19 protein-coding genes are annotated in these 22,250 nt (G+C 67.0%); 15 read left to right on the forward strand and 4 right to left on the reverse strand.

The genetic code is table 11. The annotated features are described in order from the left end of the window. Positions 1–274: 274 nt before the first annotated feature. Positions 275–832 (forward strand): TIGR00645 family protein, encoded by a 558-nt coding sequence (locus tag DVU99_RS12505; RefSeq protein ID WP_114240671.1) that lies wholly within the window; start codon positions 275–277, stop codon positions 830–832. A 92-nt stretch (positions 833–924) separates the two neighbouring features. Further along, positions 925–2,424 (forward strand): glycerol kinase GlpK, encoded by a 1,500-nt coding sequence (gene glpK / locus DVU99_RS12510; RefSeq protein ID WP_114240559.1) that lies wholly within the window; start codon positions 925–927, stop codon positions 2,422–2,424. Positions 2,425–2,541: 117 nt separating this feature from the next. On the opposite strand, the gene DVU99_RS12515 is transcribed toward glpK, so the two are convergent. Further along, entirely contained in the window at positions 2,542–3,477 is a 936-nt protein-coding gene (locus tag DVU99_RS12515) for a carbohydrate kinase family protein (protein WP_114240560.1), read from the reverse strand. Between the two features lie 260 nt (positions 3,478–3,737). Between DVU99_RS12515 and DVU99_RS12520 the strand changes: the two genes are divergently transcribed. From DVU99_RS12520 to DVU99_RS12575, 12 genes are all read left to right on the forward strand, one after another. Further along, positions 3,738–4,784, forward strand: coding sequence for a rod shape-determining protein (locus tag DVU99_RS12520; RefSeq protein ID WP_111980837.1), 1,047 nt, complete (start codon positions 3,738–3,740; stop codon positions 4,782–4,784). Between the two features lie 26 nt (positions 4,785–4,810). Continuing rightward, positions 4,811–5,806 (forward strand): rod shape-determining protein MreC, encoded by a 996-nt coding sequence (gene mreC, locus DVU99_RS12525; RefSeq protein ID WP_114240561.1) that lies wholly within the window; start codon positions 4,811–4,813, stop codon positions 5,804–5,806. After that, positions 5,803–6,291 carry a rod shape-determining protein MreD gene (mreD, locus tag DVU99_RS12530; protein ID WP_114240562.1) on the forward strand — a complete coding sequence of 163 codons (489 nt, stop codon included), beginning with the start codon at positions 5,803–5,805 and terminating at the stop codon, positions 6,289–6,291. Before mreC ends, mreD begins: the two co-directional genes overlap by 4 nt. Before the next feature lie 5 nt (positions 6,292–6,296). Continuing rightward, a complete protein-coding gene (gene mrdA, locus DVU99_RS12535) occupies positions 6,297–8,303 on the forward strand; it encodes a penicillin-binding protein 2 (RefSeq protein ID WP_114240563.1) in 2,007 nt (668 codons plus the stop codon). Beyond that, complete coding sequence (gene rodA, locus DVU99_RS12540; protein WP_114240564.1) at positions 8,300–9,418, forward strand: rod shape-determining protein RodA; 1,119 nt, start codon at positions 8,300–8,302, stop codon at positions 9,416–9,418. The genes mrdA and rodA overlap by 4 nt, the downstream gene beginning before the upstream one ends. 112 nt (positions 9,419–9,530) lie before the next feature. Then, positions 9,531–10,544, forward strand: a complete 1,014-nt coding sequence (gene mltB, locus DVU99_RS12545; protein WP_114240565.1) for a lytic murein transglycosylase B — start codon at positions 9,531–9,533, stop codon at positions 10,542–10,544. Further along, positions 10,541–11,473 (forward strand): septal ring lytic transglycosylase RlpA family protein, encoded by a 933-nt coding sequence (locus tag DVU99_RS12550; RefSeq protein ID WP_114240566.1) that lies wholly within the window; start codon positions 10,541–10,543, stop codon positions 11,471–11,473. Before mltB ends, DVU99_RS12550 begins: the two co-directional genes overlap by 4 nt. Before the next feature lie 60 nt (positions 11,474–11,533). Next, complete coding sequence (locus tag DVU99_RS12555; protein ID WP_114240567.1) at positions 11,534–12,772, forward strand: D-alanyl-D-alanine carboxypeptidase family protein; 1,239 nt, start codon at positions 11,534–11,536, stop codon at positions 12,770–12,772. A gap of 13 nt (positions 12,773–12,785) precedes the next feature. Next, complete coding sequence (locus tag DVU99_RS12560) at positions 12,786–13,076, forward strand: YbeD family protein (protein ID WP_114240568.1); 291 nt, start codon at positions 12,786–12,788, stop codon at positions 13,074–13,076. A 109-nt stretch (positions 13,077–13,185) separates the two neighbouring features. After that, the gene (gene lipB / locus DVU99_RS12565) at positions 13,186–13,854 is read left to right on the forward strand and encodes a lipoyl(octanoyl) transferase LipB (protein WP_114240569.1); all 669 of its coding nucleotides are present in this window, start codon (positions 13,186–13,188) and stop codon (positions 13,852–13,854) included. A 10-nt stretch (positions 13,855–13,864) separates the two neighbouring features. Continuing rightward, positions 13,865–14,863: a lipoyl synthase gene (gene lipA, locus DVU99_RS12570; RefSeq protein WP_114240570.1), complete on the forward strand. Its 999-nt coding sequence runs from the start codon at positions 13,865–13,867 to the stop codon at positions 14,861–14,863. Between the two features lie 17 nt (positions 14,864–14,880). Further along, the gene (locus tag DVU99_RS12575; RefSeq protein ID WP_114240571.1) at positions 14,881–17,130 is read left to right on the forward strand and encodes a carboxy terminal-processing peptidase; all 2,250 of its coding nucleotides are present in this window, start codon (positions 14,881–14,883) and stop codon (positions 17,128–17,130) included. Positions 17,131–17,323: 193 nt separating this feature from the next. Here the strand turns inward: DVU99_RS12575 and DVU99_RS12580 are convergent, their stop codons facing one another. After that, positions 17,324–19,066, reverse strand: a complete 1,743-nt coding sequence (locus DVU99_RS12580; RefSeq protein WP_114240572.1) for a M1 family metallopeptidase — start codon at positions 19,064–19,066, stop codon at positions 17,324–17,326. 159 nt (positions 19,067–19,225) lie between these two features. Between DVU99_RS12580 and DVU99_RS12585 the strand changes: the two genes are divergently transcribed. Further along, complete coding sequence (locus DVU99_RS12585) at positions 19,226–19,831, forward strand: DUF4126 domain-containing protein (protein ID WP_114240573.1); 606 nt, start codon at positions 19,226–19,228, stop codon at positions 19,829–19,831. A gap of 120 nt (positions 19,832–19,951) precedes the next feature. On the opposite strand, the gene DVU99_RS12590 is transcribed toward DVU99_RS12585, so the two are convergent. Together DVU99_RS12590 and DVU99_RS12595 are read right to left on the reverse strand one after the other, a co-directional pair. Further along, positions 19,952–21,328 carry a M17 family metallopeptidase gene (locus DVU99_RS12590; RefSeq protein WP_114240574.1) on the reverse strand — a complete coding sequence of 459 codons (1,377 nt, stop codon included), beginning with the start codon at positions 21,326–21,328 and terminating at the stop codon, positions 19,952–19,954. 217 nt (positions 21,329–21,545) lie between these two features. Then, entirely contained in the window at positions 21,546–22,238 is a 693-nt protein-coding gene (locus tag DVU99_RS12595; RefSeq protein ID WP_114240672.1) for an HAD family hydrolase, read from the reverse strand. Positions 22,239–22,250 lie beyond the last annotated feature (12 nt).

Raw genomic sequence — 22,250 nt, forward strand, 5'->3', positions numbered from 1 at the left:
CGCGATCCAAAAACACCCAGGCCCCGTCGCTGCCGCGGGGCGCGCACCGGCGGCGCTCCTACACCGCGAACCACACGGTGGCAGCCCTCCCGGTGTGCGACCGCTTTTGGCCGGAATCTCTCCGTGCACTTGCATGCGCATCCACCGAAGCCGCTGCGACCCGCCAGAGATGTCGCCCCGCCATGACCGCCGCTGAACACGCGTCGCACCCGTCGTGCTGTTTGGCGCAATAATTTGCGATGATCAACGGCCACCCATTGCTGTTGTGATGTACATGACGACTCCGTCCAAGAGCCGCCTCGGTCCGCTTCCCTACCTGATCTTTTCCTCGCGCTGGTTGCAGCTGCCGCTGTACCTGGGCCTCATCGTTGCCCAGGCCATCTACGTGGTGCAGTTCCTCAAGGAGCTCTGGCACCTGGTGGACACCACCTTGCTTGGCCACGTGGCCGAAGGTGCGACCGAAAGCGCCGAAACCACCATCATGCTCACGGTGTTGGGCCTGATCGACGTGGTGATGATTTCCAACCTGCTGGTGATGGTGATCGTCGGTGGCTACGAGACTTTCGTGTCGCGCCTGAAGCTGGAGAACCATCCGGATCAGCCTGAGTGGCTGTCGCACGTGAATGCCACGGTGCTGAAGGTGAAGCTGGCGATGGCGATCATCGGCATCTCCTCGATCCACCTGCTGGCCACTTTCATCAAGGCGGCCTCGCTGGATTCGGAAACCATCAAGTGGCAGGTGCTGTTGCACCTGGCCTTCGTGGTTTCGGCGCTGGCCCTGGCCTTCATCGATCGCATCATGCAGCCGGCCGGCAAGGCGCAGCCGCACTGATGCGAAGGCAACGACGCGGGCCGCGCGTCGTTGCCTCCCGGCGGGTTATTGCTACGCTTGGCGCTCTCGCCAGCCTGTGAACGGAGCCTCGCGTGGAGCGGCGCTATATCCTCGCCCTGGACCAGGGCACCACCAGTTCCCGCGCGATCCTGTTCGACCACGCAGGCTCGGTGGTCGGCACGGCACAGCGCGAATTCGCCCAGATCTTTCCCGAGCCGGGCTGGGTGGAGCACAACCCGCGAGAGATCCTGACCAGCGTACTGGTGACGGTGACCGAGCTGCTGGCCAATACCCAGGTCGAGCTGGCTGAGATCGCTGCGATCGGCATCACCAACCAGCGCGAGACCACCGTGGTATGGGACAAGGCCACCGGCCAACCCATCCACAACGCCATCGTGTGGCAGTCGCGGCAGAGCGTCGGCATTTGCGAGCAATTGCAGCGTGACGGTCACGAGGCCCTGGTACGCGAACGTACCGGTCTGCTGATCGATGCGTATTTCTCCGCCACCAAGCTGCGCTGGATCCTCGATCACGTCGACGGCGCACAGCAGCGTGCCGCGCGTGGCGAACTGCTGTTCGGCACCATCGACAGCTGGCTGATCTGGAATCTCAGCGGCGGCACCGCACACGTCACCGACGTCAGCAACGCGGCGCGCACCTTGCTCTACGACATCCATCGTCGGCGGTGGGACGACGACCTGCTGCACATGCTGCGCATTCCACGCGCGATGCTGCCGGAGGTGCGTTCAAGCAGCGAGGTGTACGCGCATACGGCGCCGGCCCAGTTCTTCGGTGCACGCGTGCCGATCGCCGGTGTGGCCGGTGACCAGCAGGCGGCGCTGTTCGGACAGGGCTGCTTTGCGCCCGGCATGGCCAAGAATACGTACGGCACCGGCTGCTTCATGCTGATGCATACCGGCAGCAAGGCCGTGCCGTCCCGCCATGGCTTGTTGACCACCATCGCCTGGCAATTGGGCGATCGCGTGGAGTACGCGCTGGAGGGCAGCATCTTCGTCGCCGGCTCGGTCATCCAGTGGTTGCGCGACGGCCTGCGCATGCTCGATCGGGCGAGCGACTCGCAAGCCTATGCCGAACGCGTGGCGTCCAGCGACGGCGTGTACGTGGTGCCGGCGTTCGTCGGCCTGGGCGCACCTTACTGGCGCAGCGACGTACGTGGCGCCGTGTTCGGCCTGAGCCGCGGAACAAGCAAGGAACACTTCGTGCGCGCGGCGCTGGAATCCATGGCCTACCAGTCGCGCGATGTGCTTACGGCGATGGAAGCGGACGCCGGCATTGCGCTGAAGGAACTGCGCGCCGATGGCGGTGCCATCGCCAATGACTTCATGGCGCAGTTCCAGAGCGACATGCTGGGCGTGCCCGTATTGCGCCCGCGCGTGCAGGAAACCACTGCGCTGGGTGCGGCGTATCTGGCGGGCCTGGCTGTGGGCTTCTGGAAGGACTGCGAGGAAATCGGCCGCCTGTGGCAGGTGGATCGTCGCTTCGTGCCGCAGATGCCGGCCGAGGAGCGAGACCGGCTCTATGCCGGCTGGCAGGACGCGGTGAATGCCACGATGGGCTTCAGGGTGCCGTGATTGCGGGGCCCCTCGAGGGCGTCATCCCGGCGGAGGCCGGGATGGTGGAGCGGACTGGAGCAAGGACGGGCGCGCATGCCTGAGGGGCCTGCGCGCCGTCGCCCTGCCGGCAAGCCGTCAGCCCAGCGCGTAGCCGAACTGTTCCTTGAACTCCGCGGCGAACTGCGCGTAGTCGAAGTGCTGGTTCTGCGTGCCCGGGTGCTCGACCTTGAGCGCGCCCATCAGCGATGCCATGCGGCCGACGGTCGGCCAGTCCTTGCCACCCATGATGCCGAAGATCAGGCCGGCGCGATAAGCGTCGCCGCAACCGGTCGGGTCGATCACCTGGCGCTCGCGAGCGGCCGGGATCTCGTGGGTGATGCCGTCGGTGTAGATCAGCGAGCCACGCGGACCCTGGGTCACGATGTAGGCCTTCACGCGCGAGGCGATCTCCTGCGCGCTCCAGCCGGTGCGCTGCTGCAGCAGCTGCGACTCGTAGTCGTTGACGATGACGTAGGTGGCCTTCTCGATCATCGAGCGGAACTCGGCGCCGTCGAACAGCGGCATGGCCTGGCCCGGATCGAAGATGAAGGGCACGCCGCGCGCGGCGAACTCGTCCACGTGCTGCAGCATGGCGTCACGGCTGTCCGGTGCCACGATGGCGAAGCTGATCTCGGGGATGTCGCGCACGTGGTTGGTATGCGCGCTGAGCATCGCACCCGGATGGAAGGCGGTGATCTGGTTGTTGTCCAGGTCAGTGGTGATGAAGCACTGCGGGGTGAACTGGTCTTCGAACTCGCGCACGTAGTCCAGGCGGATGCCGAACTTCTGCATGTGGGCACGGTACGGTGCGAAGTCCTGGCCGACGGTGGCCACCGGCAGCGGATCGGCGCCCAGCAGGCGCAGGTTGTACGCGATGTTGCCGGCGCAGCCGCCGAACTCGCGCCGCATCCGTGGCACCAGGAACGACACGTTCAGGATGTGCACCTGGTCGGGCAGGATATGGTTCTTGAACTGGTCCTGGAACACCATGATGGTGTCGTAGGCGAGCGATCCGCAGATGACGGCAGACATGGTGCGAGGAGTTTCCCTGGCAGTTGGACGGACAGGCCGGGCACGACAGGTCCCCGCCCGGCTCAAAGTTCCAGATCATACCGGCATCCGCGTCGGCCTGCGACTTTCTTGCGAGCGGGCGCTACCCGGGCAAGGGCCGAAAACGCGCATATCATCGCGTAGACAAAGGCTTTCTTAACGAGATTGTCCTTGCGATCCGGGGGTTTGCTGACTAGACTGGCGCGCTTACTTTTTAGCCAGAGCCGGCGCGCGGCGGACCCATGTTCAAGAAGTTTCGCGGATTTTTCTCCAACGACATTTCGATCGACCTCGGCACGGCCAACACCCTCATTTACGTACGGGGTCAGGGCATCGTCCTGAACGAACCGTCGGTGGTGGCGATCCGCCAGGACCGTGGTCCGGGCGGCCCGCGCGCGGTTGCCGCCGTGGGCAGCGACGCCAAGAAGATGCTGGGTCGTACCCCGGGCAACATCGCCACCGTGCGTCCGATGAAGGACGGCGTGATCGCCAACTTCTCCATGACCGAGGCGATGCTGCAGCACTTCATCAAGCAGGTGCACAAGTCGCGCATGCTGCGCCCCAGCCCGCGCGTGCTGGTGTGTGTGCCCTGCGGCTCCACCCAGGTGGAACGCCGCGCCATCAAGGAATCGGCCGAAGGCGCCGGCGCCCGCGACGTGTTCCTGATCGAGGAGCCCATGGCCGCTGCGATCGGCGCCGGCATCCCGGTGCACGAGGCGCGCGGCTCCATGGTGCTGGACATCGGCGGCGGTACCTCCGAAGTGGCGGTGATCTCGCTGAACGGGATCGTCTACTCGCAGTCCGTGCGCGTGGGCGGTGATCGCTTCGACGAGGCCATCATCAACTACGTGCGCCGCAACCACGGCACCCTGATCGGTGAGTCCACCGCCGAGCGCATCAAGCTGGAAATCGGTTGCGCGTTCCCGCAGGCCAACGTCAAGGAGATCGAGATCTCCGGCCGTAACCTGGCGGAAGGCGTGCCGCGCATGTTCACCATCAACTCCAACGAGGTGCTGGAAGCGCTGCACGAGCCGCTGTCGGGCATCGTGGCCGCGGTGAAGTCGGCGCTGGAGCAGACCCCGCCGGAGCTGTGCTCCGACGTGGCCGAGCGCGGCATCGTGCTCACCGGCGGCGGCGCCCTGCTGCGCGACCTCGATCGCCTGATCTCCGAGGAAACCGGCCTGCACGTGCAGGTGGCCGACGAGCCGCTGACCTGCGTGGCCCGTGGCGGCGGCAAGGCGCTGGAGCTGATCGATCAGCACGGCAGCGACTTCTTCGCTCCCGAATAATCCATACGACAGGGGTCGGGTAGACCATGGCGCTTGCGCGCGAGGAATCCTCGCCCCTGTTTGCCGGCACTGCCGCCGGAACGCTCAGGCTCATCCTTTATCTCGCGCTGGCCATGGTGCTGATGGTGCTCGACCATCGCAACGGCTGGATCTGGCGCCTGCGCTACACCACCTCGGTGCTGGTCGAGCCGGTCTACCGGCTGGCCAGCATGCCGGCCAACGGCATGCGCGCGGTCAGCGTGGCCTTTGCCGACCGCAACATGCTCACCGAGCAGAACCAGCGCCTGCGCGAAGACCTGCTGCTGGCCAACGCCAAGCTCAACCGCATGGCGGCCGTGGCCGAGCAGAACCAGCGCCTGAAGGAGCTGCTGGATACCCAGCACAGCCTGGACCTCAACGTGCAGCTGGCCCGCGTGATCGACGTGGACCTGGGCAATACCCGCCATCGCATGCTGATCAACGTCGGTGCACGTGACGGCGTGAAGACCGGCCAGGTGGTCATCGATGCCCACGGCATCATGGGCCAGGTGGTCGAAGTGATGCCGCGCACCTCGCAGGTGATGCTGGTGACCGATCCCGACCATGCCGTGCCGGTGGTGATCGAGCGTACCGGCCTGCGCACGGTGGCCTACGGCACCCGCGAAGGCGACACGTTGAGCCTGCCCAACATTTCCATGGCGTCGGACGTGCATCCGGGCGACAAGCTGCTCAGCTCGGGCCTGGGCGGGCGCTTCCCGCCAGGCTTCCCGGTGGGCGAGATCCGCAGCGTGGAACCGGCTGCCTCGGGCATGTTCCTAGAAGGGCGTGCACGCCCGGCCGCCGACCTGGACCGCAGCGACGACGTGCTGGTGTTGCACGACCTTGCCGAGCCGGTGGGTCCGCCGGAACCGGCCACGCCCGCGGGTCCCCCGGCTGACCTGGCGCCGGCCCCTGCGCCGGCCTCCAGTGCAGCGACGGCGCCGAAGGCGTTGACGCCCGCCGCGGTGGCGCCGGCTTCCAGCAGCGCGGGAGTGCAGCCATGAACAAGCAACGTATCGGCCTGCTGTGGTTCATCGGTTCGCTGGTGTTCGCGCTGATGTCCATGCTGGTGCCGCTGCCGGCGCCGCTGCAGCCGTTCAAGCCGTATTGGCCGGCGCTGTTCCTGCTCTACTGGGCGCTGGAATCGGGCGACCAGCGGGTGAACCTGGGCCTGGCGTTCTGCATCGGCCTTTGTGCCGACCTGCTCGACGGCGTGCTGCTGGGCGAGCAGGCCATGCGCCTGTGCGCGCTGGTATTCATCGCGCTGCGCTTCCGCTCGCGCCTGCGCTTCTTCCCGATGTGGCAGCAGACCCTGGCCGTGCTGGCCCTGCTGCTCAACGACCGCGTGCTGCAGCTGATCGTGCGCACCTTCGCCGGTGAGTCGCTGCCGCCGGCCAGCTGGTGGATCTCGCCGTTCGTTGGCGCCGCGTTGTGGCCGTTCCTGTTCCTGCTCATGGACGACCTGCGCATGCGCCTGCGGCTGCAGTAGCGCCCATGGCCCTGAAGCGACGCTCGATCAAGGATTCCCGCGGCGAAAGCACGCTGTTCCGCGTGCGCGCGCTGGTCGGCTTTACGCTGATCCTGATGGGCCTGGGCGTGCTGGTGGCGCGCTACTACTACCTGCAGGTGCAGCGCCACGACGAGTTCGCGCTGCGCTCGGAGAACAACCGCGTGAAGCCGCGCGCGATCGCGCCAGCCCGCGGCCTGATCTACGACCGCAACGGCGTGCTGCTGGCCGACAACGTGCCGGCGTTCCGTCTCGAAGTGGTGCCGGAGCAGGTGAAGGACATGTCCGCCATGCTCGACCAGCTGCGCGAAGTGGTGCCGCTGGGCGACGACGACATGGATGCCTTCAGGAAGCAGCTCAAGCAGAACCGCCGCTTCGACAGCGTGCCGCTGAAACTGCACCTCACCGAGGATGAGATCGCCCGTTTCGCCATCAACCGCTGGCGTTTCCCGGGCGTGGACGTGGTGCCGTACCTCACCCGGCGCTACCCCTATGGTCCGCTGTTCGCGCACGTGGTCGGCTACGTGGGCCGCATCGATGCCGATGACCTGACCCGTCTCGATGCCGACCGCTACAAGGGCACCAGCCACGTGGGCCGCAGCGGGCTGGAGCGCTCCTACGAGGACATGCTGCACGGCGAGCCCGGCTACGAGCTGGTCGAGGTCAACGCCGACGGCCGCGTGCAGCGCGTGCTGGAAACCCATGCGCCGGTGCCGGGCAAGAACCTGTACCTGAGCATCGATGTGCGCGTGCAGAAGGCTGCCACCGAGGCGTTCCAGGGGCGCCCGGGCTCGGCGGTGGCGATCGATCCGCGCAACGGCCAGGTGCTGGCCATGGTCAGCGTGCCCAGCTTCGACCCCAACCTGTTCGTCAACGGCATCAGCAAGGCCGACTACACCGGCTATATGAGTGCCGAGGACAAGCCGCTGCTCAACCGCGCGCTGAAGAGTGCCTATCCGCCGGGCTCGACGGTGAAGCCGTTCCTGGCGCTGGGTGGCCTGGAGATGGGCATACGCCGGCCCGAGGACACGGTGCTGTCCACCGGCGAGTTCTGCATTCCGGGGCAGCAGCGTTGCTACCGCGACGACGTCCGCGGGGGCAACGGTACGGTGAACATGGTGCGAGCCATCCAGCTCTCCACCAACACCTACTTCTACAAGCTCGCGCTGGACATGGGCATCGACCGCCTCAGCTCGTGGATGGGAAGCCTGGGCTTCGGCAAGAAGACCGGTATCGACCTGCTGGGCGAGGCCGAGGGCATCCTGCCGTCGCGCGAGTGGAAAGCCACGCGCAGCAAGTACCCGTGGTTCCAGGGCGAGACGGTGATCGCGGGTATCGGCCAGGGTTACTGGAACGTCACCGCGCTGCAGCTGGCGCATGCCATCGCCACGTTTGCGGGTCGCGGCACTCCCTACGCGCCACGGCTGGTGATGGCAACCTCGGCGGTGAAGGAACGGCCGGTTCCCATGCCGAACCCGCCCACCGGGCCGACGCTGATCCACAAGGCCCATGACTGGGACGTGGTGAACCAGGGCATGCTGGCGGTGGTCAACGAGGTGGGCGGTACGGCCAAGGGCCAGTTCACCGGATTCCCTTACCTGGTGGCCGGCAAGAGCGGTACCGCGGAACGTTTCTCCCGCCGCAGCAACGACTACGACACCAACAAGAACACCGCGTACCTGGCTGCGCGCCACCGCGCGTGGTTCATGGGTTATACGCCGGCCGAGTCGCCGCGCATTGCCGTGGTCGCCATGCTGGAAGCCGGCGCCTGGGGTGCGCAGGACGCCGGTCCGATCGTGCGCAAGGTGATGGAGGCCTGGCTGGCATCCACCGGTGGCCCGGTGCCGCCGAAGAACACGCCCGAGGGCGGGCCGAGTCCCGCGTCCAGCGTGCCGGAGGTGCCTGAGGACACTCCGGTCGCCATCCCGGCCGACATGTCCGCCATGCCCGCAGACAATTCCAGCGTCGCACCCGATGACGGAGGCACCCCATGATCGACGCCCTCCAGGCCCGCCTCGGGCGCTTCCTGCGCCGCGTGATGACGCGGCCGCGCATCGACCTGCCGCTGGCCTTTGGTTTGTTGCTGCTGTCGGCCACGGGACTGGTGACGCTGTACAGCGCCAGTGGCGGCAACATGTCGATGATCGGCGGCCAGGCCGGCCGCTTCGTGATGGGCGCGATCCTGGTGCTGCTGATTTCGCGCATCCCGCCGCCGGTGCTACGCAGCTGGACGCCCTGGCTGTACGCCGGCAGCGTGGCCCTGCTGCTGGTGGTGGCGGGGCTGGGTGAGATCCGCAGCGGTTCCAAGCGCTGGTTGAACCTGGGTGTGCTGTCGTTCCAGCCGTCGGAGCTGCTCAAGCTCACCATGCCGATGATGGTGGCCTGGTACCTGCATCCACGGCAGCTGCCGCCGCGCTGGAAGGACATCCTCGTGGTCGGCATCCTGATCGGCATTCCCGCCGGCCTGATTGCCGAGCAGCCCGACCTGGGCACCGCGCTGCTGGTCTCGGCCGCGGGCGCGTTCGCGCTGTTCCTGTCCGGCATGGCCTGGTGGAAGATCGGCAGCCTGCTGGCGGTGGTGGGCTCGATGGTGCCGGTGGCCTGGCACTTCATGCACGACTACCAGCGCAATCGCGTGCTCACCCTGCTCAACCCCGAGTCCGATCCATTGGGCAACGGCTGGCACATCATCCAGTCGCAGATCGCGGTGGGCTCGGGCGGCATGTTCGGCAAGGGCTGGCAGCAAGGCACGCAGTCGCGCCTGGATTTCCTGCCCGAGCACACCACCGACTTCATCTTCGCGGTGTTCTCCGAGGAATTCGGCCTGGTCGGCGTGATCGCGCTGATGCTGCTGTATGCCTTCATCATCGGCCGCTGCCTGTGGATCGCGATGGAGGCGCGCGACACCTATTCGCGCCTGCTGGCCGGTGCGATCGGCATGAGCTTCTTCGTATACGTGTTCGTCAACGGCGGCATGGTCGCCGGCATGCTGCCGGTGGTGGGTGTGCCGATGCCGCTGGTCAGCTACGGCGGCACCTCGGCGGTGTCCTTGCTGACCGGCTTCGGCGTGCTGATGTCCATCTACGCCAACCGCAAGATGCACGACTGAAGCGAGTGGGGCGCGTCGCGCGCGTGCCCCGGTATCCCGCAAAAACACCGGTTTTCGCCGCGCCCGCGTGCTAGGCTTTGCGCCGAAGCCGTTCACGACAGCGAAGTCCTACATGCGCTTGATTCCCGCGTCGCTCCCCATTCGTCGCCTCGTCGCCACGCTGGGCCTGCTCTTCGCCGCGGCAAGCCTGCCAGCCCTTGCAGAAACCCATCCCGGCCAGGACCAACTGGTCAGCGAAGTGGCGCGCGACACCGGCAAGGACCCGCAGGCGCTCAACGCCCTGCTCGACGGCGCGGTGAAGCAGCAGAGCATCCTCGATGCGATCAGTCGTCCCGCCGAGGCCAAGCCGTGGAAGGACTATCGACCGATCTTCCTCACGCCCCAGCGCATCAACGACGGCATTGCCTTCTACCGCGCCCATCGCGCACTGCTGGAGAGCACCGGCCGGCAGTACGGCGTGGCGCCCGAATACATCGTGGCCATCATCGGCGTGGAGACCTACTACGGCCGCAACACCGGCAAGTACAAGGTGCTCGACGCGCTGGTCACGCTGGGCCTGTACTACCCGCCGCGCGCCACGTTCTTCCGCGACCAGCTCAAGACGCTGCTGGAGTTGCCCGACAACCATCTCGCCGGCCCGGTGAACACGCTCACCGGCTCCTACGCCGGCGCGCAGGGCTGGGGACAGTTCATGCCCTCCAGCATCCGCGACTTCGGCGTGGACGCCGACGGCGATGGCCGCATCGACCTGAAGAATTCGCTGCCCGACATCTTCGCCAGCATCGCCAACTATTTCGCCAAGCACGGCTGGCAGGCCGGTGGCCCGGTGGCCGTACCGGCGCAGGCCGATGGCGCGGCACGGCCGATCAGCGTGAAGGACTCGCGCCCGCAGTGGCCGATCGAGCAATTGCAGGCCTGGGGCTATACGCTGGCGCCGGGGCTCAGTCCTGGCCAGCCCAGCAGCCTGCAGTCGTTGCAGGGGGCCGATGGCACGGAATACTGGGCCACCTTCCAGAATTTCTACGTGATCACCACGTACAACCGTAGTCCGCTGTACGCGCTGGCGGTGCACCAGCTGGCGCAAGCGATTGCCGAGGGGGCAGGTGTGACGGAAGCCATGCAATGAAGTGGCAGCGTGCGCTGCCGCTCCTGCTTATCGCACTGCTGGCCGGCTGCAGCGGCAGCAAGCCCCGTCCCTCCAGCCCACACGGCGGCTCCACTTCACGCGGCGGCACGTCCTCGTCCAGCGGCAGCAGTGGCGGTGGTATCTACGACGACACCAGCCGGCCGCAGAGCAGCCGCTATCGCGACAGCAGCGACAGCGTGCCCGACCCGCTGCCGCCGGAAGTCGTCGACAAGATCCCCGAGCCGGTGCCGAAGCTGGAGCCGCGCGCGCTGTACGGCAACAAGACGCCGTACACCGTGCTGGGCCAGACCTACAACGTGCTGTCCAGCCCCGGCGGCTACGTGGAGCGGGGCATCGCCTCGTTCTATGGCAACAAGTTCCACGGGTACAAGACCTCCAGCCTGGAGGACTACGACATGTACCAGTTCACCGCCGCGCACAAGACGCTGCCGCTGCCGAGCTACGCACGGGTGACCAACCTGGAGAATGGCAAGAGCGTGATCGTCCGCATCAACGACCGCGGCCCCTTCCACGACAACCGCCTGATCGACCTGTCCTACGCCGCCGCCGTGAAGATCGGCGTGTGGCCCAAGGGCACCGGCCTGGTCGAGGTGCGCGCGATCGACCCCAGCCAGCCGCTCAACGCCCAGACCCTGCCGCCGCCACCGCCGCCGCCCAAACCTGCCAGTCCGGGGCCAGGAATCTACCTGCAGGTCGGTGCATTCTCCGACGTGAGCAACGCCGAACGGGTGGCCCAGCAGCTGCGCGCGGCCAATTTTGCGCCAGTACAGGTGGTGGATGCCCAAATCAACGGTCGCAACATCCGTCGCGTGCGCGTTGGGCCCCTGGCCAGCGTCGACCAGGCCGACGATGTCACCTCACGTATCGAGGGTATGGGGCTGCCACGGCCGCAGGTCGCGGTAGACTGACGTATTGAAATTCAGGCGGCGTCTCACGCGCCGCCATACAGCATTGGATAGAACCGAACGATGAAGCTGATCCGCCGTACCCTGTCTTCGCTCGCCGTCGCCGCCCTGGTCGTCGGTACCGCCTTTGCCCAGCAGAACCCGCCCACGCCGCCCAAGCCCGCCCCGGTGCCGCGCCCGGTGATGCCCGAGGCACCGGTGCCGCCGCCGCCGGACGTGGACGGCAAGACCTGGGTGCTGATGGATTACGCGACCGGCCAGGTGCTGGCCTCGAAGGATCCGGACGTACGCGTGGAGCCGGCCTCGATCACCAAGATCATGACCGACTACGTGGTCTCGGCCGAGATCGCCAACGGCAAGGTCAAGATGACCGACCCGGTGACCATCAGCGAAAACGCCTGGCGCGGCGGCGGCGCGGCTACCGACGGCTCCACCAGCTTCCTCAAGCTCAACAGCCAGGTGCCGCTGAAGGACCTGCTGTACGGCCTGATCATCCAGTCCGGCAACGACGCCGCGATCGCGCTGGCCGAGCACACCGCCGGTTCCGAGCCCGCCTTCGCCAACCTGATGAATGCCTACGCCAAGCAGCTGGGCATGACCAACTCGAACTTCGAGAACGCCTCCGGCTACCCGATCGCCAACCACTACACCACCGCGCGCGACATCGCGATCCTCTCGCGCGCGCTGATCCACGACTTCCCCGAGGACTATGCGATCTCGGCGATCAAGGATTTCGAGTGGAACGGCATCAAGCAGCACAACCGCAACCTGCTGCTGTGGCGCGACCCGACCGTGGACGGCATCAAGACCGGCCATACCGCGGCCGCCGGCTACTGCCTGGCCGCCTCGGCCAAGCAGGGTGACTCGCGCATGATCGCCATCGTGATGGGCGCCACCAACGAAAAGGCGCGCGCGGACTCCGCGCTGGCGCTGATGAACTACGGTTTCCGCTTCTACGAGACCCACAAGCTGTACGACGGCGGCAAGCCGCTGGCCACGCCCAAGCTGTGGAAGGGCGCGGCCAACCAGCTGTCGCTGGGCGTCGCCGACAACGTGCTGGTCACCGTCAAGCGCGGCGACTACGACAAGCTCAAGGCCACCATGGACGTCCCGGCCACGCTGATCGCCCCGTTCACCAAGGGCCAGCAGGTGGGTACGCTGCGCATCACGCTGGACGGCCAGCCGGTGCAGAACGTGCCGCTGGTGGCCCTGGAAGATGCTCCGCAGGCCGGCTTCTTCGGACGCCTGTGGGACAGCATCATGCTGTGGTTCCATAGCGACAAGAAGCCTGACGCGAAGTGATGGAGGTGGCGTGATGCGCGATATCGATACCATCCAGGCCCAGCAGGAAGGCCAGGGTTTCCAGTTTCCCGGTGAGTTCGAGATCACCGCCATGGGCCATGCCACGGCGGACCTCAAGACCCGCGTGCCGCAGATCCTTGAGGGCATCGGCCTGCACGTGCTGCATGAGACGGTGAAGCACCGCCACTCGCGCGAGGGCAACTTCCTCTCGGTGACGGTGAGCTTCCGTTGCGATACCCGCGAGCAGTACGACCTGGCCCATTCGGCGCTGCGCGCTGACCCGGATATCCGCTACACCCTGTAATACGTCCAGGCCTGGCGGGCCGACCGCGCCCGCCAGGCGGTGACTTCCGGCCCTTGCAAGGGTCGGCTCACGGCCGCAAATACTTGGCTCCATCCCCAGGCTTTCCCCCATGTCCCTCCCGCTCAAAGTCCGTCGTCTCGGTCGCCAGCCCTACGAGGCGACCTGGGAGGCGATGAGCCAGTTCACCAACAACCGTGGCCCCGATACCCCGGACGAGCTGTGGCTGCTTGAGCACGACCCGGTGTTCACCCTGGGCCAGGCCGGCAAGGAGGAGCACGTGCTGGCGCCGGGCGATATTCCGGTGATCCACGTGGACCGGGGCGGCCAGGTCACCTATCACGGCCCGGGCCAGATCGTCGGCTACCCGATGATCGACCTGCGCCGCGCCGGCGTGGGCGTGCGCGAGCTGGTCCACAAGATCGAGCAGGCCATCATCGATACGCTGGCGCACTGGAACATCGGCGGCGACCGCCTGGACGGCGCTCCGGGCGTGTACGTAGCTGGCGCCAAGGTGGCCGCGCTGGGCCTGCGGGTGCGCCGGGGCTGCAGTTTCCACGGCCTGGCCTTCAACGTGGACATGGACCTGGAGCCCTACCACCGCATCAATCCTTGTGGCTACAAGGGCTTGGCGGTCACGCAAGTGCTAGACTTGGGCGGTCCGTCGCGTCTGTCGGACGTCGAGGACGCCCTGGTGGAGGAGTTCTGCCGCCAGTTCGGGTTCGACGCCGAAGCGGCCGCCCCCATCCTCCCTGAACTACCCGCTCGCGTAGCGGTCTGAGTCTGCCTACATGAGCGAAATGTCTACCTCCAAGGTCATCCCGATCAGTGTCGTCGCCGGCGCTCCCGAAAAGCAGCTGGGCAACGACAAGGTTGGCATGAACCGCGCCGGCTTCGACACCAGCGTGCCGACGCTGCGCAAGCCGAGCTGGATCCGCGTGCGACTGCCGCAGGGCAACGCCGTGCAGCAGCTGAAGTCGCGCCTGCGCGAGAACTCGCTGGTGACGGTGTGCGAGGAAGCCTCCTGCCCGAACATCCACGAGTGCTTCAGCAAGGGCACCGCCACCTTCATGATCCTCGGCGAGGTGTGCACGCGTCGCTGCTCGTTCTGCGACGTGGCCCACGGCCGACCGGCCGCGCCCGATCCGCTGGAACCGGCACGCCTGGCCGAGACCATCCACGACATGCGCCTGAAGTACGTGGTGATCACCTCGGTCGACCGCGACGACCTGCGCGACGGCGGCGCCGAGCATTTCGCCTCGTGCATCCGCGCGGTGCGCCACGCCAGCCCGAACATCAAGATCGAGATCCTCACGCCGGACTTCCGCGGCAAGGGTCGCATGGAGCGCGCGCTGGAAGTGCTCAAGGACTTCCCGCCGGACGTGTTCAACCACAACCTGGAAACCGTGCCGCACCTGTATCGCGAAGTGCGTCCGGGCGCCGATTACCAGTGGTCGCTGGACCTGCTCAAGCGCTTCAAGGCGCAGCATCCGGACGTTCCGACCAAGTCCGGCATCATGCTGGGCCTGGGCGAGACCATGGAGCAGGTGCTGGAAACCATGCGCGACCTGCGCGCGCATGACGTGGAAATGATCACCATCGGCCAGTACCTGCAGCCCACGCCGCATCACCACCCGGTGATCCGTTACTGGACCCCGGAAGAATTCGAGACGCTGCGCGAAGCGGGCGAGGCGATGGGTTTCCATCACGTCGCTTCCGGTCCGCTGGTGCGTTCGTCCTACCACGCCGACCTGCAGGCACATGCCGCGGGTGTTACCGAGCACGCCTGAGAGCTCACAGAGAATCTATGAAACTGCGCCCTTCGCTAGCCCTGCTGCTTGCCCTTGCCGTCACCGGAGTCGGTGTCCACGCGCAGTCCGCCGCGGACCTCACGGACGACAACGCGCCGCGCAAATTCTCCACCCTGCCGCTGAAACCCACCGTCACGCAGGCGCAGGCGGCGCAGCTGTCCGCGCGCTTCCTGACCCGCTTCCACTACGACGCGCAGCCGCTCGACGATGCGATGTCGCAGAAGATCTACAAGGCCTACCTCGACAGCCTCGACGGCGAGAAGGTGTTCTTCACCCAGGCTGACCTGGCCAAGTTCGAGCCGCTGAAGACGCAGTTCGACGACGCCATCTGGAACCAGGACCTGTCCGGTCCGTTCTCGATGTTCAACTTCTACGTGCAGCGTGCCATCGAGCGCATGACCTATGCGCGCGGCCTGCTCGCCAAGGGCTTCGATTTCTCGGCCAACGAGAACTACAACTACGACCGCAAGAATGCGGCATGGCCGAAGGACCAGACCGAGCTCGACACGCTGTGGCGCGAGCGCACCATGAACGACTGGCTGCGCCTCAAGCTCGCCGGCAAGGCCGATGACGAGATCCGCAAGACGCTGGACAAGCGCTACGCCGGCTACATCGACCGCGTGAAGCAGCTCGACGGCGAGGACGCGTTCCAGTCCTTCATGAACGCCTATGCCGAATCCACCGACCCGCACACCGACTACCTCGGTCCCCGCGCGGCGGAGAACTTCGACATCTCCATGAAGCTGTCGCTGGAAGGCATCGGCGCAGTGCTGCAGGCGCGTGACGAATACACCCAGATCCGCGAGATCGTGCCGGCCGGCCCGGCGGCCAAGTCCGGCAAGGTGCACGTGGGCGACCGCATCGTGGCGATCGGCGAGGGCACCAACGGCCCGATGGTCGACGTGATCGGCTGGCGCCTGGATGACGTGGTCAAGCACATCCGTGGCAAGAAGGACACGACGGTGCGCCTGGAGATCCTCCCGGCCGATGCCGGCGTGGACGGCAAGCACGAAGTGGTCACCCTGGTGCGCCAGAAGGTGAGCATCGAGGAGCAGGCGGCCAAGAAGAAGGTCATCGAGATCAAGGACGCCGGCGTCACCCGCAAGATCGGCGTGATCGACCTGCCCAGCTTCTACTCCGACTTCGGTGCGCGCCGCGAAGGCGACAAGGACTTCAAGAGCGCCACCCGCGACGTGGCCAAGCTGCTCGGCGAGCTGAAGGCCGAGGGCGTGGAAGGCGTGGTGATGGACCTGCGCAACAACGGCGGCGGTTCGCTGGCCGAAGCCAACGAGCTCACCGGTCTGTTCATCGACCAGGGCCCGGTGGTGCAGGTGCGCGATGCGCGCGGCGAAGTGCAGGTGCAGGGCGACGACGATCCGGGCATGTCCTGGAGCGGCCCGATGGCGGTGCTGGTCAACCGTGGTTCGGCCTCGGCCTCCGAGATCTTCGCGGCGGCCATCCAGGATTACGGCCGTGGCCTGATCATCGGCCAGCCGACCTTCGGCAAGGGCACCGTACAGAACCTGGTCGACCTGGACCGCTTCACCCGCAGCACCAGCGAGAAGCCGCAGTACGGCGAGCTGAAGATGACCATCCAGGAATTCTTCCGCATCAACGGCGGCTCCACCCAGCTCAAGGGCGTGACGCCTGACATCCAGTTCCCGAAGAACGGCGACGAGAAGGATTTCGGCGAGTCGACCTACGACAACGCGCTGCCGTGGACGCAGATCCAGCCGGCCGACTACAAGCCGGTCGCCGACCTGAAGGCCTACCTGGGCCAGCTGCAGTCCAAGCACGACACCCGCGTGGCGACCTCGCCGGCGTGGAAGCTGATGCTCGACGAGCTGGCGCAGTACAAGAAGATGCGCGACAAGACCACCATCTCGCTCAACCTCGCCCAGCGCCAGGCCGAGCGCAAGGAACAGGACGCCATCCAGGCCGACTTCCGTGCGCGCCACAAGGCCATCGACGGCGACGTGGGCGGCGATGACGAAGCCGCGCTGGATGACGGCCTCAACGCCAACGAGCGCAGCCTCAACACCGAGCTGAAGCAGGAGAAGGACGCCAAGAAGGCCGCCGACCCGCAGCTCGACGAGACCGCGCACATCCTGTTCGACGCCGTGGGCCTGATCAAGGGCGACGCCAAGCTGGCGGCGGAAGTGCTGCCCTACGGCGGCCGCTACTCCACCGTGACCACCGCGGCTGCTGCCGCGGAGAAGCCCCAGCAGGCGCCGGCCGCGCACTGAGGCTTCGGCCTGCACAAGAAAAAAGGCGGCACATCGTGCCGCCTTTTTTTATGCCTGTATCCCCGGTAGGAGCGCACCCTGTGCGAGACCGTCCCCCCGGGGTCATCGCCCCGCCCGGTGTTCGCGCACAGGGTGCGCTCCTACAGAAGGCTGGGGCCGGATGCGCAAACCACCGCGCCCGGCCGTATGAGGCTTACTTCGCGGCCTTGGCCTTCTTCTCGGCCTGTTCCTTCTTCCACTGCTGGTATTCGGCGAAATGCGGGAGGTCGCGCAGCAGCTTGCTGCGGGGGTCGAGGATGACCAGCGTGCCGGCCGGGGCCTCCACGCTGCCTTCGCCGTTGGTCATGGGCAGGGTGATCACCTTGTCGCCCACCTGCACGTCCACCGGCAGCGGGAACGGCTTGTCGTGCGGCACGCGCCACTGCACGTGCAGCGTGTTGCCGTCCTGGCGCGTCTCCAGGGCCGGCAGCGCGGACTCGTACAGGTAGACGTCGAAGAACCAGTTGAGGTTGCGGCCGGTCACCTGGTTCACGATGTCGATGAAGTCGTGCGTGGTGGCGTAGTGCGGCGTGAAGTTGCCCGGCTTGGGATCGGGGCGGCCGTACACGAGGCGGCGCGTGCTTTCGAAGAACGCCTGGTCGCCGATCAGCTGGCGCAGCGTGTGCAGCATCAGCGAGCCCTTGTAGTAGATGTCGTTGCCCGGGCCGTGCTGGGCGTCGTACACCTCCTCTTCGTACTGGCTGCGCCCGGCCACGATGGGATAGGCGTTCTTCACCATCGAGCGCTCGTTCTGCAGCATCGAGAAGTACGGCATGTCGCCATACAGGTACTGGCCGTACAGCGGCTGCATGTAGGTGCCGAAGCCCTCATGGATCCACATGTCGTCCCAGTCGGCATTGGTCACCTGGTTGCCGAACCACTCGTGGGAGAACTCGTGCTGCAGCAGCCAGTCGAAGCCGTACTCGCTGCGCGGGTAGCCGTTGCCGTAGGCGTTGATGGTCTGGTGCTCCATGCCCAGGTGGGGCGTTTCCACCACGCCCATCTTCTCGTCGCCGAACGGGTAGGGGCCGATTTCCTGCTCGAAGAAATCGAGCATGCGCGGGAATTCGCCGAACAGCTGCTTGGCCTGCGCCTCGTGGCCGCGCAGGTACCACATCTGCATCGGGATCGTGTTGCCGTAGCGGCTGTGGTAATCGCCCTTGATCACCTCGAACGGACCGATGTTGATCGAAATGGCGTAGGTGGTGGGATGCTTGGCGCGCCAGTGGTAGGTATGGGTGTTGCCCTCGTCCTTGATGTCCACCAGCACGCCGTTGCCGGGTGCGGCCAGCGACTTGGGCACCGTGATGTAGGTGTCCACCAGGTCCGGCTTGCCCTGCGGATGGTCGATGCACGGCCAGAACAGGTCGCAGCCTTCGCCTTCCACCGCGGTGGCAATCCACGGCTGGCCATCGTCGGTCTTGGCCCACACGAAACCACCGTCCCACGGTGCCTTCTTCGCCACATGCGGCTTGCCGCCGTAGTGGATCTCCACCGTTGCCTTGCCGCCCTTGGCCAGCGGCTTGGGCAGCTGGATGCGCAGACGTCCATCCGGGTTGCTCCACTGCGAGGCATCCAGCGTCTTGCCGTCCACCGCCAGCTTGCTGATGGCGAGGTTGTGGTCCAGGTCCAGCAGCAGCACGCCGGTGGCCTCGCGCGCGCTGAAGGTGAGCCGTGCCATGGCGTCCAGCGTCTGCTGCGCCGGGTCCATGCTGAAATGCAGTTCGGCGTGCTCGAAGTGCAGGCGTGCCTGCTCGGCCGGCAGGGTGCCGCCCGAACGCTGGGTCTGCTCGGTAAGCGGCGGCTGGCTGGCGGGCTTGGCCTCGTCGGCGTGGGCCACGCTGCCGAGCGCGACGCACAGGGCCAAGGTGAGCAGGCGCAGGCGCGGGGTGGTCATGGGCGGGTCCCTGTTCTGGTCAAACCCTGAGGATGACAGCCCCTGCGGGCGCGCGGCATCGCCGAAAGTCATGGTCGGGCAGGGCAATGCCTTGTTCGAGTGCCGCCGCTGCGCGCATGCTTTGGACGGCCGACTCGCCTCATGCCTTGGGGAGTGCTCATGGACACGCTGCAAAACATCGCGCTGGCTGGCGGCTTGTCCTGGGCCAGCGGCTTTCGCCTTTACGCCACCGTGTTCATCGCGGGCCTGCTGGGGCGCCTTGGCGTGGTGCCCCTGCCCGAAGGCCTGCACGTGCTCACCGACACCTGGGTGCTGGTGATCGCCGGCCTGCTGGCGCTAGGCGAATTCGTGGCCGACAAGGTGCCCGCCTTCGACAGCGTGTGGGATGCCATCCACACCTTCGTGCGCGTGCCTGCAGGCGCGTTGCTCGCCTGGGGCGTGTTCCGCGATGCCGGCGCCGGCACGCAATTCGCGGCGGCGCTGCTGGGTGGCACGCTGGCTTCGGGCACGCATCTGGCCAAGACCGGCGGACGTGCCCTGATCAACACCTCACCCGAGCCCTTCAGCAACTGGGGCGCGAGCGCGGGCGAAGACATCTCGTGGCTGGGCGGCATGTACCTGATGTGGGCCCACCCGGCGGTGTTCCTGGTGCTGCTGGGGATCTTCGTGCTGTTCCTGCTATGGCTGGTGCCGAAGATCGTGCGCGGCTTGCGCGCGCTGGCGCGGCGGTTGCGCGGGAAGGGAACACCGACGGCGCAGGCGTAGCACGCCCGTCGGGGCCGCTCCCCACCTGTAGGAGCGCAACCTGTGCGCGACTGGCCTTGCCTCATGACGGGCCACGCAAGACCCGAACCCTCTCCCTCTCCCGGAGGGAGAGGGAATGGCTCAGCGCGCGTAGCGCTTCTGCAGGAACGCGAAGAACGCGCGCAGGCCCAGCGCTTCGCCGCCGCGCGGACGGCCCGGGCGGTCGGCGTCGTTCCAGGCATAGGTGTCCAGGTGCAGCCACGGCGTGTCTTCCGGCACGAAGCGCTCCAGGTACAGCGCGGCGGTGATCGCACCGGCGTGGCGCGAGGTGCCGGAATTGGCCATGTCGGCCAGGTACGACTCGAGCATCTTGCGGTACGGGCGCCACAGCGGCAGGCGCCACAGCGGATCGCTCACGGTACGGCCGGCGGCCAGCACCTTGTCGGCGACATCGTCGCGGTTGGCGAACAGTGCCGGCAGGTCCGGGCCCAGCGCGATGCGCGCGGCACCGGTCAGCGTGGCGAAGTCGATGATCAGTTCGGGCTTCTGCTCGCTGGCGTAGGTCAGCGCGTCGCACAGCACCAGGCGGCCTTCGGCGTCGGTGTTGTCCACCTCCACCGTGATGCCGGCGCGGGTGGTGATGACCTCACCCGGACGCATCGACTCGCCCGAGACGGCGTTTTCCACCGCGGGAATCAGCAGCTGCAGTCGCACCGGCAGCTTGGCCTGCATGATAAGGCCGGCCAAGGCGATGGCGTGCGCGGCGCCGCCCATGTCCTTCTTCATCCAGCGCATGCCGTCGGCAGGCTTGAGATCCAGGCCGCCGGTGTCGAAGCACACGCCCTTGCCGACCAGGGCAAGCTTGGGATCGCTGGCCTTGCCCCAGGTCAGCTCGACCAGGCGCGGCGAGCGATGGCTGCCGCGGCCGACGCTGTGGATGGTGGGGAAGTTCGCTTCCAGCAGTTCATCGCCGACCCATTCGCGCACCTTGGCCTTGTGCGTCTTGCCCAGCTGCTTGACCGCCTCGGCCAGCTGCTTGGGGCCCATGTCCTCGGTAGGCGTGTTGACCAGGTCGCGCACCAGGGTGGTGGCTTCCACCAGCGGTTCGAGCACGGCGATGTCGGCCGCTGGGATGGCCAGCTTCGCCGGCGCGCGACGCGCCTTGCGATAGCGGGTGAACTCGTAGGCGCCGAGCGCCCAGCCCAGCGCTGCCTGCACGGTGTCCTTCAGCACGCCCTCGCTGGCGAGGTGATAGGTCGCCTCGGGCAGCACGCGCGGCAGCGCACCGAGCGCGCCCAGCGTGTCGGAGGCATCCACGCCCACCAGCACGCGCGCCAGCTTGCCGGCTTCGTCGGGAAGCAGGGCGAAGGTGCCCGGGGCGGCCTCGAAGCCGAAGGCGGCCAGCCACTGGCGCTGCGCAGCCGTGAGGCGGCGCTTGGTGGCGGCGAAATGGGCGGCGTCGGTGGTCTCGATGGCGACGCTGCGGTCGCCGGACTTGCGTTCGATCAGGACAGACATGGATTTCCTTTGCGCGGCGCGTGCGCAGGCCGCGATACGACGGGGATTCCGCCAATGATGCGCGCTTTTGCGGCGAGGGGCGAGGGCGTGGGTACGCGCAACGTGCGTGCTTCTGCTCCCTCTCCCCTCCGGGGAGAGGGTTGGGGTGAGGGGCCAAGCTGGCCTTGCCGTTTCGCAGATGCCGTCATCCCGGTGCAAGCCGGGCTTCGGCACAGCCTCAGCCGCGCGCTTCCAGCCAATCCGCCAGCGCGCTCATGTCACGCAGATCAAGGTCTGGCGCCGTACCCAGCGCGCCGGGCCAGGGATGTCCGGCGCGATTGATCCACGCCGTGCGCAGTCCCGCGTCGCGGGCACCTACGACATCCAGTTCCGGGTCGTCGCCCACGTGCAGGATCTCGCCCGGCTGCAGGCCCAGCCGCTCGGCGGCGGCGGTGAAGATGCGCGGGTCGGGCTTGGCCACGCCGGTATCGCGGGCGCAGACGTGATGCGCGAAAAGCGCGCGGATGCCGATGCGTTCGAGGTCGGCGTTGCCGTTGGTGAGGCTGACCACCGGCCAGCGTTCGGCCAGGCGTTGCAGCGCAGGCAGGCTGTCGGGGTAGAGGTCGACGCTGTTGCGCGCCGAGAAATAGATTTCCCACAGCGTTTCCAGCGGCGCCTCGTCGATGCCGCAGGTGGCAAACGCGCGCTGCATGGTGATGTAGCGCTGGGTGGTGAAATCGTGGGCGAGGTCGGTGCGCTCGGCAGCGACCTCGGCACGCAGTGCGCGCATGGCCGGGATGGGCCATGCGCGCGCCACGTCAGGGTAGTACGCCTTCAGGTAGGCATCGAGGTCGCGGTCTGCGCGTTCCAGGGCCGGCAGCACCGGCCACAGGGTGTCGTCCAGATCCAGTGTCAGGGCGCGTATGCGCACACCGCGATCCAT

It is taken from the genome of Dyella sp. C9, assembly GCF_003332825.1.
Lineage (GTDB): Bacteria > Pseudomonadota > Gammaproteobacteria > Xanthomonadales > Rhodanobacteraceae > Dyella.

Coding starts and splice junctions, on each gene's coding strand:
- mltB (WP_114240565.1), top strand. CDS start 9,531: ATGCGCTTGATTCCCGCGTCGCTCCCCATTCGTCGCCTCGTCGCCACG.
- DVU99_RS12575 (WP_114240571.1), top strand. CDS start 14,881: ATGAAACTGCGCCCTTCGCTAGCCCTGCTGCTTGCCCTTGCCGTCACC.
- DVU99_RS12555 (WP_114240567.1), top strand. CDS start 11,534: ATGAAGCTGATCCGCCGTACCCTGTCTTCGCTCGCCGTCGCCGCCCTG.
- DVU99_RS12515 (WP_114240560.1), bottom strand. CDS start 3,477: ATGTCTGCCGTCATCTGCGGATCGCTCGCCTACGACACCATCATGGTG.
- DVU99_RS12590 (WP_114240574.1), bottom strand. CDS start 21,328: ATGTCTGTCCTGATCGAACGCAAGTCCGGCGACCGCAGCGTCGCCATC.
- mreD (WP_114240562.1), top strand. CDS start 5,803: ATGAACAAGCAACGTATCGGCCTGCTGTGGTTCATCGGTTCGCTGGTG.
- mreC (WP_114240561.1), top strand. CDS start 4,811: ATGGCGCTTGCGCGCGAGGAATCCTCGCCCCTGTTTGCCGGCACTGCC.
- DVU99_RS12550 (WP_114240566.1), top strand. CDS start 10,541: ATGAAGTGGCAGCGTGCGCTGCCGCTCCTGCTTATCGCACTGCTGGCC.
- DVU99_RS12580 (WP_114240572.1), bottom strand. CDS start 19,066: ATGACCACCCCGCGCCTGCGCCTGCTCACCTTGGCCCTGTGCGTCGCG.
- DVU99_RS12520 (WP_111980837.1), top strand. CDS start 3,738: ATGTTCAAGAAGTTTCGCGGATTTTTCTCCAACGACATTTCGATCGAC.
- DVU99_RS12560 (WP_114240568.1), top strand. CDS start 12,786: ATGCGCGATATCGATACCATCCAGGCCCAGCAGGAAGGCCAGGGTTTC.
- lipA (WP_114240570.1), top strand. CDS start 13,865: ATGAGCGAAATGTCTACCTCCAAGGTCATCCCGATCAGTGTCGTCGCC.
- lipB (WP_114240569.1), top strand. CDS start 13,186: ATGTCCCTCCCGCTCAAAGTCCGTCGTCTCGGTCGCCAGCCCTACGAG.
- mrdA (WP_114240563.1), top strand. CDS start 6,297: ATGGCCCTGAAGCGACGCTCGATCAAGGATTCCCGCGGCGAAAGCACG.
- DVU99_RS12585 (WP_114240573.1), top strand. CDS start 19,226: ATGGACACGCTGCAAAACATCGCGCTGGCTGGCGGCTTGTCCTGGGCC.
- DVU99_RS12505 (WP_114240671.1), top strand. CDS start 275: ATGACGACTCCGTCCAAGAGCCGCCTCGGTCCGCTTCCCTACCTGATC.
- rodA (WP_114240564.1), top strand. CDS start 8,300: ATGATCGACGCCCTCCAGGCCCGCCTCGGGCGCTTCCTGCGCCGCGTG.